Below are 15,015 nucleotides of genomic sequence, written 5' to 3' on the forward strand. Positions count from 1 at the left end.
GCCGCCAGCCAGACCCGGACACCGGAGGGAACCGGGATCATCCGCGCAGTGCCGCCATCACACGCCGCAGCGCGGCAGCGCTGATCCCCTCGTCGACGCGGATCACCGTACCGTCCGGCAAGGCTATCTCGATCCGGGGAGAAGCCGCCGGCGCAGCCTCAGCCCGAGGGGCGGGTGCCGGCAGGTCCTCTGCCACCTGCACCGGCATGAACATCGGCACGGGTTCGGCCACCAGCACGCCCTGCCGCGCCTGCTTGCGCCAAGCCCAAAGTACGCTCCGGCTCCTCATGCCGGCGAGCTACCTCTACGAAGCACGCGCCGGGACGTTCAGCCTCGGCCACGATCCGCAGCTTGTCCGCCACCCGCCATTGCCGGCGACGTTCGACGCCGCTGATGATCTCCATGTCCCAAACCGCCCCGTTCTTAACAACGCTCCTACGAGCGTTGATAAGATCAGAAGACAGGTTCAGCCCCAGGCTGGAAGGCGGCCCTCACCGAAGGGGTACGTTCTTCCTGGTTCCGCAGCTTCGCCGCGCTGCGCAGGCTGATGGTAAGCGCTGTCTGAGAGCCCTTCTTCCCAGGTATACCGATGTCCGTCGCGCGTCGGACGGGGAGCTTCGAGCCAACATTATGGTCGATGTTAGTGATGACGCGAGAGGTGAGCGAGCCGCTGCGGCAGACCTCGCGGGTGGCGGGCCAGCGGGCGCGCTGGAGGGGGGCGTGATGGTGGCGATCTCGCCCTCGCCGGCGCTGGACGGGGTGCTGGCGGGGCTGCGCGGGCTGTCGCTGGTGCGGCAGGTGGCACAGATCCACGGGCTGCGGCCGAATTTGGCGGTGACGGTGGCGCTGCTGCGCCGGGCGGTGTGGACGGCGGCCGGGGTGTCGGGGGCCGACCTGGTGGCGCAGGCGGTGAGCGAGCAGGTGCTGGGGCCGGATCCCGGTGCTGCAGCACATCGCCGCGGCGGTGCCGGGCAGCAGCATCACGGCGCTGCGGCTGAGCCGGCTGGCCCATGTCACCGCCGAGGCCTGCTGCCCGCTTCGGCGGAACGGGAAGGGTGAAGCGTGGACATCGGCGCCCCGGGGAGGGCCATGATGGCGGCCCGCACGATCCGCGGGCTCGATGACCCTTGAGGGGCGGTACAACCTAGTTACTGAACGTAAGACGGAGGCGCATCATGCCACGTGACACTACGCCGGCAGGGCAACTCGGTCGGGTGACGTTCCCGGCCGAGACGAGGATCCGATGGGGCTGGAGGTCGGCCAGGACCTGACCCTGGTGGAACTGGCGGATGGGGTGAAGCTGGTGAAGCGCACCTGAGCTCGAGCGGCAGATGCAGCTGGCCCGAGAGGTCCTGCGCGAGCAGGCCGACCGCGCAGGAACTCGCCAGGCGTTGAGCGACCCGGAGTTCCTGGAGGCCGAGTCGTGCTGTTCCTGCACGACCAGGCCCTGCGGAGTAGGTGGATCCAGGGCGCAAGGACGAGGGCATGCTGCCAGCGCCCTGGCCGTCCCGGCAACAAGCCGCTATGCCGATGCCGCATCCCCGACCTGTTCGATCTGGCCGCGGCTTATGCTTACGGTCTCGCGGCCAACCACCCTTTCAACGAGGCAACAGCGGACCGCCTGGGGCTGTTGCGTGCTCTTCTCAAGGCCAACGGTGTCGAGATCGACGTCGCCGCGCCACGGGTCGTGAGCAGGTGCTGCGGCTGGTCGAAGGCGGGCTGACGAAGCGGCCTTCGCGCGTGGCTACGGGCACCGGCGCGGTGATGCCGGGAGGGCCGGCCGGACGGTGTGATCTGGCCATCCGGACAGAACGCGTGTGACGCGCGCTCAGGCGCTGCCCTGCCTCGCATCGAGGGCCTGCCCGATGGCCTCGCAGGCCCGTTGCCGGCCTCGGCACTATCCGCCATCACGACGACCTTGCGGCCGGCCCGCACGACCGCGGCGAGGCTGGCCAGGACGTGCCGGGCAGGGAGCGTCTGGGATCAGCCCTTCGGGCAGGGCCAGAGGCGGTCCTCCTGCTCGATCGTGTTCCCCGGTTCGTCCAGGTTGTGCAGCACCGCCTGGAAGGCACGGTCCGTGATCAGGCCGAGCGAGAAGGCGGGCACTGCCAGGACAGCCGGCCATCGCCGTCATAGACGGCACGGCCGGAGCGCTCGTCTCACCGGCTACCGCATGCGAAGCGCACGATGTGGCCGGAGATGGAGCCGTCGACGAGGGGAGACATCCTGCCGGGATTGGGGGCAGGGCACCTGGCCTCTTCCAGGGTGTCGCCCTCACCGAGGTAGCGGAGCAACCGCCGGCGGCAATCGGCCTCACGCCGGGCGAAGGACGTACCGGACGGGCCCTGGCGGCGCGTGGTGATCTCGACCAGGCCATCGTCGCGCCTGACTTTGCCGACCAGCTCGTAGCGCGCCCGGGGATCGGACGGAACGGCGATGGTCTGCGCCATGGCAGTGCCCGCCTGGGTGAGGAGCAGCCAAGAGCGGTGATCCAGGCCTTCACGAGGATTGCTTCCGCAGGCGCACCCCGGCGCCTCCTCCGTTTCCGGGATGAATTCCACTCCTGCCGCTCCAGAGCGGCACGAAGAGCCTCCAGCGTCCGCGCGTACGGCCGGCGGACTTCGCGTTCGAATCGGCGATGGTCTTGCGTGCTACCTAGCCGCTGTCTCCAGCTGATCCTGCGACCAATTCAGCAGAGCACGGCCGCACGGCACTGCGCGGGCGTGATTTCCAAAACGAATTACCTTACTCAAATTGAGTTGTTGTGTTGGGTGAGTAGGGTTACACATTACGTGTGAGGGACCACCCTCACAACATCAGAGCGACCGGACGAGAGGCTGGACCCTCCCGCCCGCCTGACCACAGCTGCTGAAGGGATCAGCCGGCCATGGCTAAGCATACCCGTATCACAGACCGCCACCGAAGCGGAGGAGGCCTCTCCGCCGTGCGGCGCTCGCCGCACTGGCTGCCGGCAGCCTGACCCTTGCCGCCTTCCGCGGTGCCGTGTCGGAGACCAAGTCATCCGGCGATCCGGACAGAATCTCCAACGTCTCCACGTCGAATGGCGAATGCCTACGCCGCCCTGGGGGCGCTGCAGGCCAGGGCACGGACCCTTGCCGACGAGGACCGCCTCAAGCCCGAGCTCGATGCCGCCACCGACTGGCTCTCCGAGGTCGAGCAGACGCTGATCGCAACTCCGGCCCGGGGCCACGACGGCCTGCGGGCCAAGCTGCGGGTGGCGCAGCGGCTGGAGAACCGGGGGAACCTGCGGCCCCTGCCTGTGACTCCCCGGCACGGCGGCGAATACGTCGCCTGGTCCATCGTTCGCGACCTGCAGGCCTCATGGAACGCGGTCGGCGTCGACAGCTGAGGTCGTTCGGCTTCGACTCCCGGATCCTGGAGCCAGGTCTGGAATCCGTGAGCCGGAAGGGCAGCATGCCCATTCGCCCGGCCACTCATCATCGCCGGACGGTATCTCGCATCCGTGTGGCTGAGAGGGTCTCGGCAGCCCGGCTTCCGGCAAGGCGGGCAACCGCATCCCGAATACAAGGCTATAAGCTGGCAGGGGGACGAGCCGGTTGGCTCGTTCACCCGGTCCGCGACGATGAGGTTGCCAGCTTGTGTCCGAAGCCTGTCATGCCGCATGGCCTCTCCCTGGAAGCCGCCGACCTGATGCTACACGAGTTGATGAAGCTCCGTTCCCAGGTGCAGGCGATGACGGGTGTCCGGGAGGTGCCGGCACTCGACCCGATGTTCATCAATGCGATGACGATATGGGAGAACATGCTCGCCATCGCCCGGCGAACCTCCACGGTGTCATCATCCGGAATGGGTTCCGGGACGGGCACGGCTTCACCACCCGGGAAGGAAGCAGGTGACGAGACGATGAAGAAGTACAGCCACACCGCCCTGAAGGACGCGGTGAACGCCATTTCGAAGGAGGTCCGGGAAAATCCTATGCGATGTTGCCGGCCGAGCATCAGGCCGCGGCCCGCCGCATCGAGGAACTCGCCGGGCACAACAACCGCGGCAACATCCCGGTCGACGTCCATCCGCAGCTCGTCGCGATGGCCGAGCACGAGCTGCGCCTTGCTGGCACCGATCCCACCGTCACGGCCCTGGTACGCCATGTCCTCCAGGATCTTCCCGGCGAGGCACGGGCCGATGGCAACATGTACCGGTGCATCGCGCCGTCGCACTGGCTGACGGAGGACTACCTGATCCCGCTTCTGGCGAAGCGCTACGCGGAACGGCGTGACCGGGTCATGGATGAGGCCCGCAAGATCCAGCGCGCGGAGCGGATCGGAGCCAAACATGCCACCACGATCAGGGAAGCGGGCGGAACCCTGACGTTCCAGCTCGGGAAACAGCGCCCCCTCTCCCGAGCCCAGGCCGAAAAGCTGGCCCGGATGCCAGCTCCCATGACGTACCGGAGCCAGGTCGATGCCTTCATACGGTCCTTCGAGCAAGCCATGCGGGAGAAGGTGCGCAACCAAGAATAATGCACCTGGAATGAACGGCGGTCAAAGGGCGGAATTGTCCATTTTCGTCCTGTGACCGTGAGGTGGCCGTGGCCGGACACTCACGGCCATGCAAACACACCCTTCCCACCCTCCTCCGGTCCCGGGCACTGCCCCGGACACATCTCATCCCGCGGCACGCCGGTTCCCGCCGCCGCGGCGTGGGCAGGTTGGGCGTCGCCTGCTCCGCCGCGGTGCCCTCTGATGAGCACCCCGATCCCGGTGAGCGCCTGCTCACCCTGGCCGAGGTCACCGAGCGCCTGGGCATCTCGGCCCGCACGTTGCGGCGCTGGCGCCAGCACGGCCTGCTTCCCACTGTGCGTATCGCCGGCACCGTGCGGATCCGCCTCGCGGACCTCGAGCGCGCGCTGGCCGACAGCGCCGGCGACGACACCGGCTCTTCCGAGGGATCCGGAAATGACTGAGCCGGATCAACGCTCCGGCGGACGTCGTGCGCCCGTCGCCCCGCTAAATTTCGTATTCAGCTCTGCTACGGATGCACGAATGGCCGCTCCTGGCCGTCCTTGGCCAAACCGGGAAATCCGACCCATGCAAGACCACGATCCGCGCTCCGCCGGGATGCGGCCGGCCCCTCCGGCCCTCGTCTCCACGGTGCCCAGCTTCGCCGATGCCGCCGCGGCCGTGGCCGGCTGGGACGACCTGGCGGAGACGCGCCGCCGCGACCTCAGATCGGCCCTCGCGACCGCCGCGCGCCTGCTGGACCGCTCGCCGCCCGCGGTACCCTGTGATGTCGCCTGGCTGAACGACGCGCTGTTCCGAAAGCCTCCGGGTGCGCATCGCATGCGGACCGAGCGCTTCGGCAACATGGTGAGTGGATTGCGCGCGGTGCTGCGGCGGCTGGACCTGCATGCGCCGGACCTGCGCACCTTCGAGGGTGTGTCCCCGGCCTGGCAGGCCTTGCTCGGCCACGCCCGTCAGGGTGCGCAGGCTGCCTGCCTGCGGCACTTGGCAAGATACTGCGGCGAACGCGGGATCGGGCCGGAAGCGATGTCGGACGCCGTGCTGGCCGACTGGGCCATGGTCGACAGGAGGATTCGCCTGGGCGCGAAGGCTGCCGGGCGCCCGGTCGTCGTGGCGCGGGCCTGGAACAACGTCGTGGCCGCCTCCGGCATGCCGCTTCCTGTCCTCAAAGCCCCCCGCCGCCGCCAGCCCTACACCCTGCCGTTCACGGATTACCCCCAGAGTTTTCAGGACGACCTTCAGGACTTCAGCGCCACGCTGGCGCCGGCCGAGGGGGGCAATATCTGGCGCCGGTCACGTCTCCAAGGCAAGCGGCACCATGTGCTGCGCCCCCAGACCATCACGACACGGCTCTTCTCCATCCGGCAGGCCGCGGCCCTGCTGGTGCTGGGCGGCGTGCCGGCCGGGGAGATCCGCTCCCTGCGCGACCTGGTCTGGCCTCTCGAGCGGGTGGAACTCATCCTGGATGCCGTCATCGAGCGCTCCACCGAACGCAGGGGCGGACAGGTCTGGACCGTGGCCGTGGCCCTGCTGCGGGTGGCCAAGTACTGCGCCGAACGCAAGGACGATCCCCTGGATGCCGAAACGCTCGCCACGATCAGGGAGTGGGTCGCCGACACGAAGCCGGACCCCAGGGCCGGCCTTCCCTTGCGGGTGCGCGAACGCATCCGGGCCCTGACCCAGCCGGCAGCCTATGCCGGGCTGCTGCACGAGCCGGCCAGGCTCATGCGGCTGGCGAAGGACCAGGACCTCACGCCCGTGGAGGCGGCCCGCCAGGCGCGGCTCGCGGCGATGCTGGAGATCCTGACCATCTGCCCGATGCGGTTGTCCAACCTGCTGGGGCTGCGTCTCGACCGGCACCTGCGATACCTTGGCCCCAAGGGACGCCGGCTGACCCACCTCGTGATCGCCGGCCACGAGGTCAAGAACGGCGAGCCCATCGAGTGGCCGGTGCCGGAGGAGTCCGCCAGGCTGATCGAGCGCTACATCCGCTCGTACCGGCCAGACCTGACGGATGAAGGCAATCCATACCTCTTCCCCGGCGCCGGCGCCGGCCCGATCAGCGCATCCTCCTTGTCCCATCACCTCAAGGCGCATCTCTGGGAGGTGATCGGTGTCGAGGTGAACCCGCACCTGATGCGCAGCTTCGCGGCCTGGCTGCACCTGCGGCATTATCCGGAGGCGATCGACGAGGTCAGGCGCATCCTCGGGCACCGCTCCATCGAAACGACGATGCGCCACTACATCCTGTTCGAGAAGGAGGCGGCGGCGCTCCGCTTCGGCAGGAGTGTGCTGCGGCTGCGCGAGGAGACGCGCGGCCTGGCCCTCGCCTCCCGCCTGGTCCGGCGTCCCGTCGCCAGGGCGGGGGTGGGCCGGTGAGCGCCGATCCCAGGCGGCGCTGCCTGCGCCTGCACGAGTGGCCGGCGTCTCATCGCCGGATCTGGGAGGAGTTCCTGGCCAGCCGGGGCCGGCGGTCGCGCCGGCCGTGCAAGGCAAGGCACTGGGCGCTGGCCAGCATCACCAAGGCCGAGGAAGGCTGGGGCCGCTTCCTGGGCTTCCTGCTGTGGCACGGGCTGCCCGATCCGGACCTCCCGCCGGCGGCGCTGGTGACCGGAGAGAACGTCGGCCGGTTCTTCGATGAGCTCCGCGCGCTGGGAAACGCGGACCACACGGTGCTCGGCCGCCTGCAGGAGATCGAGATGGCGCTGCAGATCCTGGGCCCTGGCGGGGACCACGCCTGGATCCGCTGTCCCGGCGGCACGCCGGTCCGCGACCTGCTGCCGATGCGCGTCCGCGACAAGCCGGCCCATCACAGCGCGGTGATGTTCCAATGGGGCCTGGATCTCATGGAGGGATCGTCGAGACGCTCTCCGCGGCGCCGGCAGGTGCAGTTGCGCGACGGGCTGCTGATCGCCATCCTGGCGGCGCGCGGCTACCGCCTGCGCACGGTCACCGCCTTCCGGCTGGGCCAGCACCTGCGCCGGGATGACCGGCACTGGGAGGTCTGGCTGCGGCCCGAGGACACGAAGACCCGCTACGCCGAGAACTGCCCGCTGCCGGCCGTGCTCACGCCCTGGATCGACCGCTACGTCGCGCAGGAGCGGCTGGAGCTGCTGGTTGGACGCGCATCGGAGGCCTTCTGGATCAACTGGGGCGGCGAGCCGTTGGGAGCGCGCGGCCTGGAGAAGCGGATCCGCTGGCTGTCGGAGAAGCGCTTCGGGAAGGATGGGGTCTTCGGGCCGCACAGTTTCCGGCATGGGCTGATGACCTCGGCCGTGATGGATGCTCCGGACGATCCCCATCTCGGGCCCACGATCCTCTCGATCACCCTGCGGACAGGCCGCGGGCACTACGACCGCAGCAAGCGGCAGGTCGCGGCGCGGCGCTTTCACGATGCCTTGGCGCTTGAGCGTGCCCGAACCGCCCCCATGCTCCGCAAGCCATCCGGCGACGGCGACAAGGCGGGGCATGATCCGAAGAGCCGCGCGCACGAGCGGCCTATGGAGAAGGAGCGCTCCGGATCGGGGACTTCCGGCTAGCCCCTCTTCCAGCGCTGTCCAGTGGGAACGCGAAAAGCCCCCGGCCGTGATGGCCGGGGGCCTGGGTGTTCGCCGGGGCTGCCGGCGTCGAGGTGGTCCGTCCGCTGCCCCGTTGCCGCTCACCCTTCAGGCGAAGGCGATGCCGTAGTGGCCTGGATCGTCGGACATGAAGTCCGGGTCGGTCAGGGCGATGTGCTCCGGGCTCTCGGAGAAGCCCAGCACCACGTCGCTGCGCGAGGCGCCGCCCTGCAGCTGGGCCACCCAGTGGTCCAGCCCGGCCGGCTCGGCGGCCCGGTGCAGCGTGTTCAGGTAGAGGTTGGATACGAACTGGCGGTCATTCAGGGCGCCGTACTTCGCCTGGAACTCGGGGCTGCGGGTGAAGGCCGCGGCGACATCCCGCAGCGCGACGCCGCTGTCGAGCAGCGAGGCCTGGAACGCCAGTCCCGGGGCGTCGGGCAGCCGCCCCAGCACCGTGTCGTAGAGCCGGGCGGCCTGCAGGGCGTGCTCGTCGACATCCCAGATGCCGTTCTGCCAGAGGCCGGCGGTGTTGGCCCTGTTCTCGGCGCTCTCCGAGAAGCCCTGCAGCACCTCGGCACGGCTGTGGCCGCTGTCCAGCTGCGACAGCCACCAGGCCTTGCCCGCCGCCTCGCCCTCGCGGCCCAGGACGTTCTGGTAGAGGCGGTCGACATACTGGCTGTCCGTCAGGCTGCCGTAGCGCGCGTTGAATTCGGGGCTGGCGAGGAAGCTCTGCGCGAGATCGAGCAGGCCGTGGCCTTCCCCGAGGCGGTCGATCCAGAAGTTCAGGCCCTGCTGCTCGGGATCGCGGTCGAGGGCCGCGTGGTAGAGCCGCACCACCTGTGCCGCCGGGTCGGCCTCGTTGAAGACAAGGCGCCCATCGGCCAGGCGGACCTCCTCGACCGAGCGCAGCGTGTCCGTCTGGCCGCCATGGGTGATGACGACGTCGCCCTCGGCGGAGCGGGTCACGGCGAGGCCGCGGCGGCCTGTCGCGCCGTAGTCCAGCACGTCGAAGCCGGCCCCGCCGTCGTAGATGTGGGAGCCGTCGACATGGTGCAGAACGTCGTTGCCGGCGGTGCCCGGCACGACCGGCGTATCGTCGTCGAGGATCGTCGCGGTGACTGCGGCGATGCCGATCCCGGTCAGGAAGCCCGGTGCGCCCGACGGGCTCCAGGTGTTGCTAATACGGACCACGAAGGTCTCGTTGCCCTCGAGGAGGCTGTCGCCGGCGATGGCGACCTCGAAGGTCTTATGGGTCTCGCCGTAATTGAAATAGACCCACTGCGTGGTGAAGCCGCCCACGATGTCACTGGATGAGGCCGAATGCGCGCCGGCCGAGGTGTCGGCCTCGATCACGATCGCTGCGGTGACCGGCCAGGAGGTGTTGCCCTCACGCACGATGTCGAAGGTGAGCTTGTGCGTGCCCTGGTCCGAGGCATCGCCCTCCCGCACGGCCGAGGCGCCGACAGCGGCGATGCTCATCGTATCGGTCGGATCGTTGTCCTGGATGACCACGCCGGCCGATCCTCCGCCATTCGTGCTGACGGTGGCATTGACCGGGTTGCGCAGCCACAGGCCGATCGCGCCGGGGACCTCCGGGACGTTGTCGTCGACGAGGCCCCAGCTCACCGCCTGGGACGTCTCGCCCGGGGCGAAGGTCACCACCTTCGGGGCGAGGCCGCCGACGAAGTCGTCCGCTCCGGCGACATTGCGCGTGGTGACGGGGATGTAGAATTCCACGGTCACGGAACTCGTCAGCTCGGACGGCGTGCGGGTGACGATCGCGTTCAGGGCCGTATCGGCCCCCTCGGTCAGGGTCGACTTCGCGACGAAGAGGGAAACCGTGGGCAGCGTTCCGGACACGTCTGGCAAATCCCCTCCAGGGCCGGGGAAAGGCGGTAATCGTTAACCTTTGTCTCATCAAGGCAACGAGTGCGTTATTTCGATACGTTGGCGTCTCAGGATTTGTCCGCGGCGTGCCGTGTTCCCGGTTTGCCACAGGCCGCGGCTCCGGCCCGGTGACGCCGGAGCCGCCAGGCTCGGAAACGCGAAAAGCCCCCGGCCTTCGAGGCCGGGGGCTTTGCGTTGCTGGCGAGTGCCAACGTCAGGACGGGGCGTCCGCGGGCCGGGCCCGGGATCGCTCGCGCCCGGCGAGTACCGCGCCCTGGAAGGCGCGGAACTGGTGGATGCGCGAGAAGCGCGCGAGATAGCCGCCATGGGTCATCTCGCGGTGGCAGGGCCGGCAGACCAGCCAGCCATGCTCGGGCCGGTTCAGCCCGCGGTGGAAGGCATGGTCGAACTCGGTCGCCTCCAGCGGCATGCCCGCCTCGTCGAGGACGGGCTCGTGGCCGCAGCAGGGGCAGCGGCCCCGGTAGGGCGCCCGGCGCAGGGCCGCGACGATGAGCTCGCGGCTGCGAACCGAGAAGTCCCGCCGTTTGCCCAGCAGGAGGTCCTGCGCGGACAGCTGGAGGAACATCAGATCGGCCATGTGGCGCTCGAGGACATCGAGGCGCCGGTGCAGGCGCTCGAACTCCGCTGCGGCCGGAAGGGCCGCATCGCTGGCCTCCGCCACCGTGGGCATGAGCTGGGCGGCGAAGTGCCGGAAGAGCCGGGCCCGCCGGCGCCGGGCCTCGTCGTCGGGAACGTCGGTGCTGAAGAGCATCGTGGTGTCCTGGAGGATGGTTTCGGCCTTGCTCAAGGGCCGCGACGGTCGGCTTGGGAGCTACCGAGACCGGCCAGGGACAACGGGACGGGGGAGAAGAGGGGGCGCGATGGTGTGGCGCCCCCTCCCTCCCGCCGGTGATCACCGGAGATCCGCGAAGGTGGATCGGGAGAAGGCGTGGTGAAGCCGGGAGAAGGGAAGGAAAGCCGAAGGGGTCAGGAAGAGGATCCACCGCGCGCACGCGGCGGGGCCGGCGCAAGGCCCCCGGGGGGCAGCGCCGGGCGGCCCATCCCGGTCATCGGGCTGCCACCGCTGGCAGGGCAGGAGGTTCGCAGAAGACGGCCGGCTCAGTGCCGGATGCGCGGTCCGGGACCGAAGCGCGGCCAGAAGGCGCGCGCATCGGTCCGCCAGGATGAGGGGGATGGGGGAAGGTGGGTGAGGGCGACAGGCGCCCGGAAGGCGGAAAGCAACGAACAGGCTCCCGGCTTCACCGCAGCATAGATGGGGATTGGGATCCGCGTTTTCAATATGAAATCGGAATGAAAACCGGGAATTCTATCGCCCGTGTGCGGGTTGATGGCCCGGGCCACGCAGTAGCCTATTGCGATGCAGCAATAGACGGCCCACCTCGGTCTCGTAGCGGGCGTCAGGCGATGACGGTGCCCTCCCTCACCAGAGCCGGCGCCCCGCCCTCCCGGCGGGTCATGGCCGGGGCCGGCAGAGCGGGACGGGGCCCATGGCCTGCCCGCCTGCCGTGCCGGCCATGACGGAAGCTGCCCGTCAGCGCTTCGCGGGCGGCCGCTCTCCCTTTCCCTCCTTCCCCTGCGTCTCCTCCAGCAGCCCGGTGACCGGAACCTCCAGCGCCTGTGCCAGGCGTAGCAGCACCAGCAGGGTGGGGTTGCGCAGGCCGCGTTCGATGCCGCTCACATAGGTCCGGTCCAGCCCCACCCGGCCAGCGAAGTCCTCCTGGCTGAGACCGAGGGCTACCCGCAGGGCGTTCACCCGCTCGCCCAGGACGACCCTCGGATCCTTCGCCCCGGCCGGCACCTCCGGTTCCGGCAGCGGCCGGCGCGGCCTGCGCGGGACGCGCGCCCGCTGTGGCTGCGCCTGTGCCGCTCCGGCCCTCCCGGGGCCGCGTTTCGTCCGTTCCATCGCCGCAGGGAGACGTGCGACGGACCGAAGGTCCACGCATGGTGATTCCACGTCTTATCATCCCTATGACGATAGGCTACATGTGCCCTGCTCCAGCACGTCTCCCGGTCGTCACACCCATCATGCAGGACCACAGGACCCATGGACGAGGAACACAGCGGCGAGGTGCCGCGGCCCGGAGACGCAGCGCGCCGCCCCGGGCCCGAGCCGCGCAGCGTACCGGGCGTGCAGGTGCGCAAGCGCCACTACTTCGAGGTCGGGTTCCGCTACGACCCGGCCGTCATCGCGCTGTTCAAGCAGCGGGTCCGGAGCGCGCGCTGGAACCCGAAGGAGAAGATCTGGACGGTGGGCGAGGAGGACACGCTCAATCTCTTCGAGGCGCTGCCCGAGCTGGCGCGGCTGGTGATCGAGCGCCTGCCCGAGACGCGCACCGAGACGCCCGAGACCGTCACCTACCTGTTCCCGCAGGAGCAGCATCCCCAGGTGGGCGACCTGATCCAGTGGCCGGACCGGCCGGCCAACGAGGTGGCGGCGGAAGTGAGCCCGGGACCTGTGCTCAGTGACGACCTGCTGGACGAGCATGGGCCGCACCTGCGGGAATGGGAAGGCGCACCCGGCGTCTGGGTCAGCGTGCGCCTGGCCACCCACCAGGAGCGGGCCGACCGGACCTCGGTCTTCGTGGTCGGCTCCTGAGGCAGGAGGAGGGAGGGTGACCATGGCCGGGGAGCCCGACGCTTCCAGCCGGCCGCCCCGGCTGTGCCGGGACTGCCGGCACGCCCGGCTGGATCTGTGGACGCTGTGCGGCCTGCCGTCGCCGCGCAGCGCGCGCGAGGCCTGGCGGCTGGCCTGCTGCCTGCATCCCCGGGTCCAGCCCGCACCGCTGCCGCCGCTGGCCGATCATCTGGTCACCGGCGAGCCGGCGATGCCGGATCCGCTGGACTTCGTGCTGTGCGCCATCGAACGTGGCAACGAGCGTGAGGGCCATTGCGGCGCCTCGGGCAGGCTCTGGGAGGCGACTTGAACGGACCTGGATCCGGAGGGGCAGGGCAGGGTCTGCGCGAGCCCTCGTGGCTGGCGGAGATGTTCCTCGATCCCTGGATGGCGCTGCTGCGGCCCCGGGTGCCGGGGGAGCATCGCTTCCCGATGGTGCTGCTCAGCGCCACGCTGTGGCTGCTGGCCATCGGCACCGCGGCGCTGGCCTGGTGGCTGGCCTTCACGCTGGCGGACTTCGCCTTCCGGCCGGTGGAGCGGCTGGAGGGGGTGGTGCTCAGCCGGACCTGGCGGCCGGCCTCCAGCGGCATGACGGTGGCGCCGGTGATCTCGGCCAACGGCCAGGTCAGCACCGCGGTGGTGCCGGACCACGAGCCCGAGCGCTACGTGGTCTGCCTGCGCATCGGGGATCAGGCCCCCTGCGTGCGGGTGCGGCCGGCGCGGTTCGAGGTGCTGCGGCCGGGCACGCCCGTGGCCGTGCTGGCGCGGCGCGGGCGGATCAGCGGTAGCCTGAGCGTCAGCGAGCTGCTGGAGGAGGATACGAGGCCCGGCGCCGGGCGCTGACGGTCGCGACGGCGCCGGGATCGTCATGTCCGGATGCAGATCAGGCGAAAACGAAGTCGCTGGCCTGGAGGTGCGTGACATCCAGGACGGCGATGTACTCGTACTGGCCGCCAAGGTCGATCGAGCTGCCATGGACGGTCTGGCCGTTGCCGAGCACGACGTCGCCCGAGCGGATGGCCAGGTCGCCGATGCCGTGCACGCCCTGGCTGGCGAAGGCCGTCAGGTCGATGTGATCCTTGCCCTGCTCGAAGTCCATGATCTGGTTCTGCCGGGCGCCCGGGGTGAAGACGAAGGTGTCGTTGCCGCCGGTCGTGAAGCTCCCGGACCTGCTGCCGTCGCCCCAGATCAGGTTGTAGGAGCCGTTGCCCGCGACGATCACGTCGTCGCCGCCGCGCGCGAAGCCGCTCAGGGAACCGTCGCCCACGAGGATCTCGTAGGGGGAGTTCGCCCCGCCGACGATGTGGTCGTTCCCGCCCCGCGCGAAGCCGGACAGGGCACCGTCGCCGTAGACGTACACCTCGGCCCAGCTGTCCGCGACCTGGATGTGATCATTCCCACCCCTGGCGAAGCCCGACAGGGTGGCGGCGTCGCCGAAGACCGACTTCCGCAGGGAGCCGGCCGTGATCATGTCGTCGCCGCCCACGGTGAAGCCGTCCATGGTGAAGGCGTCGCCGTAGACGGTGCCGCTCCCACCCAGGATCCGGTCGTCACCGCCGTGGGCGAAGCCATGCATCTCATAGGCGTCGCCGAAGGCCAGCGGGTTCGAGTGGCTGTCCCCGCTGCCGCCGACGATCAGGTCGTTGCCGCCCTGCGTGAAGTCCCGCATGACATAGGCATCGCCGTAGATCTGCTCGTTCAGGATGCCGGCGCTGCCGCCGAGGATCGTGTCGTTGCCGCCGCGTGCGAAGCCACGCATCAGGTAGGCATCGCCATAGAGGTAGTTGTAGACGGCCGTGTAGGAGTTCACGCCGTCGTCGCCCTGGATGAACTGGTCGCCTCCAACCTGATGACAGGACAGGCTGGTGCTGGTGTCGCCATAGATCGTCGCCACGGGAAAGCTCCTTCAGCCGCCCGAACGGGCTCAGGCGGCCAGGGAACTCCGCGACGTTCATGCGGATGGCGTCAATTCGATAGAGATATATCTAAATTGAGACTTTGGCGACGTGGCGGAGCGGTGTCACCCATTCGCATGAGCCTGTGCCAAAGGCAGGCTCCACACGCCCCGGCATAGCCTCAATCCGCCAGCATGTGCTGGAAGCCCGGACCATCCTGGCTTTGGTCCGGGAACAGGGAGATGGGCCGCTTGAGGACCAGATAGCCACTGCGCTCCAGGTGCCGGATCAGCCAAGCGGCCATGAAGTCGGGATTGTCCCGGTGTTCGGGCGCCAGGGGCCGGCCGCGCTCGTCACGCTGAAGGGCGTAGCGCAGTGACCGGGCGAGATCGCCGGGCTTGGTCGGGGAGAGGGCGTCGCTCATGCGATCAGGCTAGGGCAAACAGGAACGATTCGTGAACATGAAAGAGGCGGCGCTCCCTCCTCCATGAGCAGTCTCGGGTCACAAGTGCTCGCATACGGTGGTTACCTTGCGGCAT

The 15,015-nt window shown here is 69.4% G+C and carries 19 protein-coding genes; 10 read left to right on the plus strand and 9 right to left on the minus strand.

Annotated features, from left to right (window positions below):
• Positions 1–37: 37 nt before the first annotated feature.
• Positions 38–289 (minus strand): hypothetical protein, encoded by a 252-nt coding sequence (locus tag CTJ15_RS24565; protein ID WP_099781093.1) that lies wholly within the window; start codon positions 287–289, stop codon positions 38–40.
• 341 nt (positions 290–630) lie between these two features.
• Here CTJ15_RS24565 and CTJ15_RS24160 point away from each other — a divergent pair, with 341 nt between their 5' ends.
• Together CTJ15_RS24160 and CTJ15_RS24165 are read left to right on the plus strand one after the other, a co-directional pair.
• Positions 631–1,059, plus strand: coding sequence for a DUF697 domain-containing protein (locus CTJ15_RS24160; protein ID WP_369923389.1), 429 nt, complete (start codon positions 631–633; stop codon positions 1,057–1,059).
• A gap of 364 nt (positions 1,060–1,423) precedes the next feature.
• Entirely contained in the window at positions 1,424–1,723 is a 300-nt protein-coding gene (locus CTJ15_RS24165; RefSeq protein WP_193009575.1) for a hypothetical protein, read from the plus strand.
• A 260-nt stretch (positions 1,724–1,983) separates the two neighbouring features.
• Here the strand turns inward: CTJ15_RS24165 and CTJ15_RS24980 are convergent, their stop codons facing one another.
• Together CTJ15_RS24980 and CTJ15_RS03040 are read right to left on the minus strand one after the other, a co-directional pair.
• Positions 1,984–2,106 (minus strand): hypothetical protein, encoded by a 123-nt coding sequence (locus CTJ15_RS24980; RefSeq protein WP_255414113.1) that lies wholly within the window; start codon positions 2,104–2,106, stop codon positions 1,984–1,986.
• A 53-nt stretch (positions 2,107–2,159) separates the two neighbouring features.
• Complete coding sequence (locus CTJ15_RS03040) at positions 2,160–2,561, minus strand: hypothetical protein (RefSeq protein WP_099781095.1); 402 nt, start codon at positions 2,559–2,561, stop codon at positions 2,160–2,162.
• A 500-nt stretch (positions 2,562–3,061) separates the two neighbouring features.
• On the opposite strand from CTJ15_RS03040, the gene CTJ15_RS03045 reads away from it, so the two are divergent.
• The gene (locus tag CTJ15_RS03045) at positions 3,062–3,370 is read left to right on the plus strand and encodes a hypothetical protein (RefSeq protein ID WP_099781096.1); all 309 of its coding nucleotides are present in this window, start codon (positions 3,062–3,064) and stop codon (positions 3,368–3,370) included.
• Positions 3,371–3,587: 217 nt separating this feature from the next.
• Here the strand turns inward: CTJ15_RS03045 and CTJ15_RS03050 are convergent, their stop codons facing one another.
• On the minus strand, positions 3,588–3,932 hold the full coding sequence (locus tag CTJ15_RS03050; RefSeq protein ID WP_099781097.1) for a hypothetical protein: 345 nt from the start codon (positions 3,930–3,932) through the stop codon (positions 3,588–3,590).
• A 30-nt stretch (positions 3,933–3,962) separates the two neighbouring features.
• On the opposite strand from CTJ15_RS03050, the gene CTJ15_RS03055 reads away from it, so the two are divergent.
• The 4 genes from CTJ15_RS03055 to CTJ15_RS03070 all read left to right on the plus strand — a co-directional run bounded on the left by CTJ15_RS03055 (position 3,963) and on the right by CTJ15_RS03070 (position 8,041).
• A complete protein-coding gene (locus tag CTJ15_RS03055) occupies positions 3,963–4,502 on the plus strand; it encodes a hypothetical protein (RefSeq protein ID WP_099781098.1) in 540 nt (179 codons plus the stop codon).
• A 188-nt stretch (positions 4,503–4,690) separates the two neighbouring features.
• Positions 4,691–4,945: a helix-turn-helix domain-containing protein gene (locus CTJ15_RS03060; protein ID WP_193009576.1), complete on the plus strand. Its 255-nt coding sequence runs from the start codon at positions 4,691–4,693 to the stop codon at positions 4,943–4,945.
• 124 nt (positions 4,946–5,069) lie between these two features.
• Positions 5,070–6,881 (plus strand): tyrosine-type recombinase/integrase, encoded by a 1,812-nt coding sequence (locus CTJ15_RS03065; RefSeq protein ID WP_126281776.1) that lies wholly within the window; start codon positions 5,070–5,072, stop codon positions 6,879–6,881.
• Positions 6,878–8,041, plus strand: a complete 1,164-nt coding sequence (locus CTJ15_RS03070) for a hypothetical protein (RefSeq protein WP_099781101.1) — start codon at positions 6,878–6,880, stop codon at positions 8,039–8,041. Before CTJ15_RS03065 ends, CTJ15_RS03070 begins: the two co-directional genes overlap by 4 nt.
• Before the next feature lie 126 nt (positions 8,042–8,167).
• Here CTJ15_RS03070 and CTJ15_RS03075 read toward each other — a convergent pair whose 3' ends face one another.
• The 3 genes from CTJ15_RS03075 to CTJ15_RS03085 form a co-directional block, all read right to left on the minus strand.
• Positions 8,168–9,919, minus strand: coding sequence for a DUF4214 domain-containing protein (locus tag CTJ15_RS03075; protein ID WP_099781102.1), 1,752 nt, complete (start codon positions 9,917–9,919; stop codon positions 8,168–8,170).
• A gap of 241 nt (positions 9,920–10,160) precedes the next feature.
• Positions 10,161–10,754 (minus strand): hypothetical protein, encoded by a 594-nt coding sequence (locus CTJ15_RS03080; RefSeq protein ID WP_099781103.1) that lies wholly within the window; start codon positions 10,752–10,754, stop codon positions 10,161–10,163.
• A 744-nt stretch (positions 10,755–11,498) separates the two neighbouring features.
• Positions 11,499–11,765 (minus strand): helix-turn-helix domain-containing protein, encoded by a 267-nt coding sequence (locus CTJ15_RS03085; RefSeq protein ID WP_226945919.1) that lies wholly within the window; start codon positions 11,763–11,765, stop codon positions 11,499–11,501.
• 246 nt (positions 11,766–12,011) lie between these two features.
• Between CTJ15_RS03085 and CTJ15_RS03090 the strand changes: the two genes are divergently transcribed.
• The 3 genes from CTJ15_RS03090 to CTJ15_RS03100 are packed head-to-tail and all read left to right on the plus strand — an operon-like array spanning position 12,012 to position 13,424.
• A complete protein-coding gene (locus CTJ15_RS03090; protein WP_099781105.1) occupies positions 12,012–12,563 on the plus strand; it encodes a hypothetical protein in 552 nt (183 codons plus the stop codon).
• A 22-nt stretch (positions 12,564–12,585) separates the two neighbouring features.
• Complete coding sequence (locus CTJ15_RS03095) at positions 12,586–12,891, plus strand: hypothetical protein (RefSeq protein ID WP_099781106.1); 306 nt, start codon at positions 12,586–12,588, stop codon at positions 12,889–12,891.
• Complete coding sequence (locus CTJ15_RS03100; RefSeq protein WP_126281778.1) at positions 12,888–13,424, plus strand: hypothetical protein; 537 nt, start codon at positions 12,888–12,890, stop codon at positions 13,422–13,424. The genes CTJ15_RS03095 and CTJ15_RS03100 overlap by 4 nt, the downstream gene beginning before the upstream one ends.
• 40 nt (positions 13,425–13,464) lie before the next feature.
• Here the strand turns inward: CTJ15_RS03100 and CTJ15_RS03105 are convergent, their stop codons facing one another.
• Together CTJ15_RS03105 and CTJ15_RS03110 are read right to left on the minus strand one after the other, a co-directional pair.
• A complete protein-coding gene (locus CTJ15_RS03105) occupies positions 13,465–14,475 on the minus strand; it encodes a hypothetical protein (RefSeq protein WP_099781108.1) in 1,011 nt (336 codons plus the stop codon).
• 182 nt (positions 14,476–14,657) lie between these two features.
• Positions 14,658–14,900, minus strand: a complete 243-nt coding sequence (locus tag CTJ15_RS03110; protein WP_099781109.1) for a hypothetical protein — start codon at positions 14,898–14,900, stop codon at positions 14,658–14,660.
• Between the last annotated feature and the right edge of the window lie 115 nt (positions 14,901–15,015).

It is taken from the genome of Roseomonas sp. FDAARGOS_362, assembly GCF_002754815.1.
Classification (GTDB): domain Bacteria; phylum Pseudomonadota; class Alphaproteobacteria; order Acetobacterales; family Acetobacteraceae; genus Roseomonas; species Roseomonas mucosa.

What these genes read in the sequence shown, in the direction of transcription:
- CTJ15_RS24565 (WP_099781093.1), bottom strand. Translation starts at nt 289, where the DNA reads ATGAGGAGCCGGAGCGTACTTTGGGCTTGGCGCAAGCAGGCGCGGCAG.
- CTJ15_RS24160 (WP_369923389.1), top strand. Translation starts at nt 631, where the DNA reads ATGGTCGATGTTAGTGATGACGCGAGAGGTGAGCGAGCCGCTGCGGCA.
- CTJ15_RS03045 (WP_099781096.1), top strand. Translation starts at nt 3,062, where the DNA reads ATGGCGAATGCCTACGCCGCCCTGGGGGCGCTGCAGGCCAGGGCACGG.
- CTJ15_RS03050 (WP_099781097.1), bottom strand. Translation starts at nt 3,932, where the DNA reads ATGGCGTTCACCGCGTCCTTCAGGGCGGTGTGGCTGTACTTCTTCATC.
- CTJ15_RS03055 (WP_099781098.1), top strand. Translation starts at nt 3,963, where the DNA reads ATGTTGCCGGCCGAGCATCAGGCCGCGGCCCGCCGCATCGAGGAACTC.
- CTJ15_RS03065 (WP_126281776.1), top strand. Translation starts at nt 5,070, where the DNA reads ATGCAAGACCACGATCCGCGCTCCGCCGGGATGCGGCCGGCCCCTCCG.
- CTJ15_RS03090 (WP_099781105.1), top strand. Translation starts at nt 12,012, where the DNA reads ATGGACGAGGAACACAGCGGCGAGGTGCCGCGGCCCGGAGACGCAGCG.
- CTJ15_RS03095 (WP_099781106.1), top strand. Translation starts at nt 12,586, where the DNA reads ATGGCCGGGGAGCCCGACGCTTCCAGCCGGCCGCCCCGGCTGTGCCGG.
- CTJ15_RS03110 (WP_099781109.1), bottom strand. Translation starts at nt 14,900, where the DNA reads ATGAGCGACGCCCTCTCCCCGACCAAGCCCGGCGATCTCGCCCGGTCA.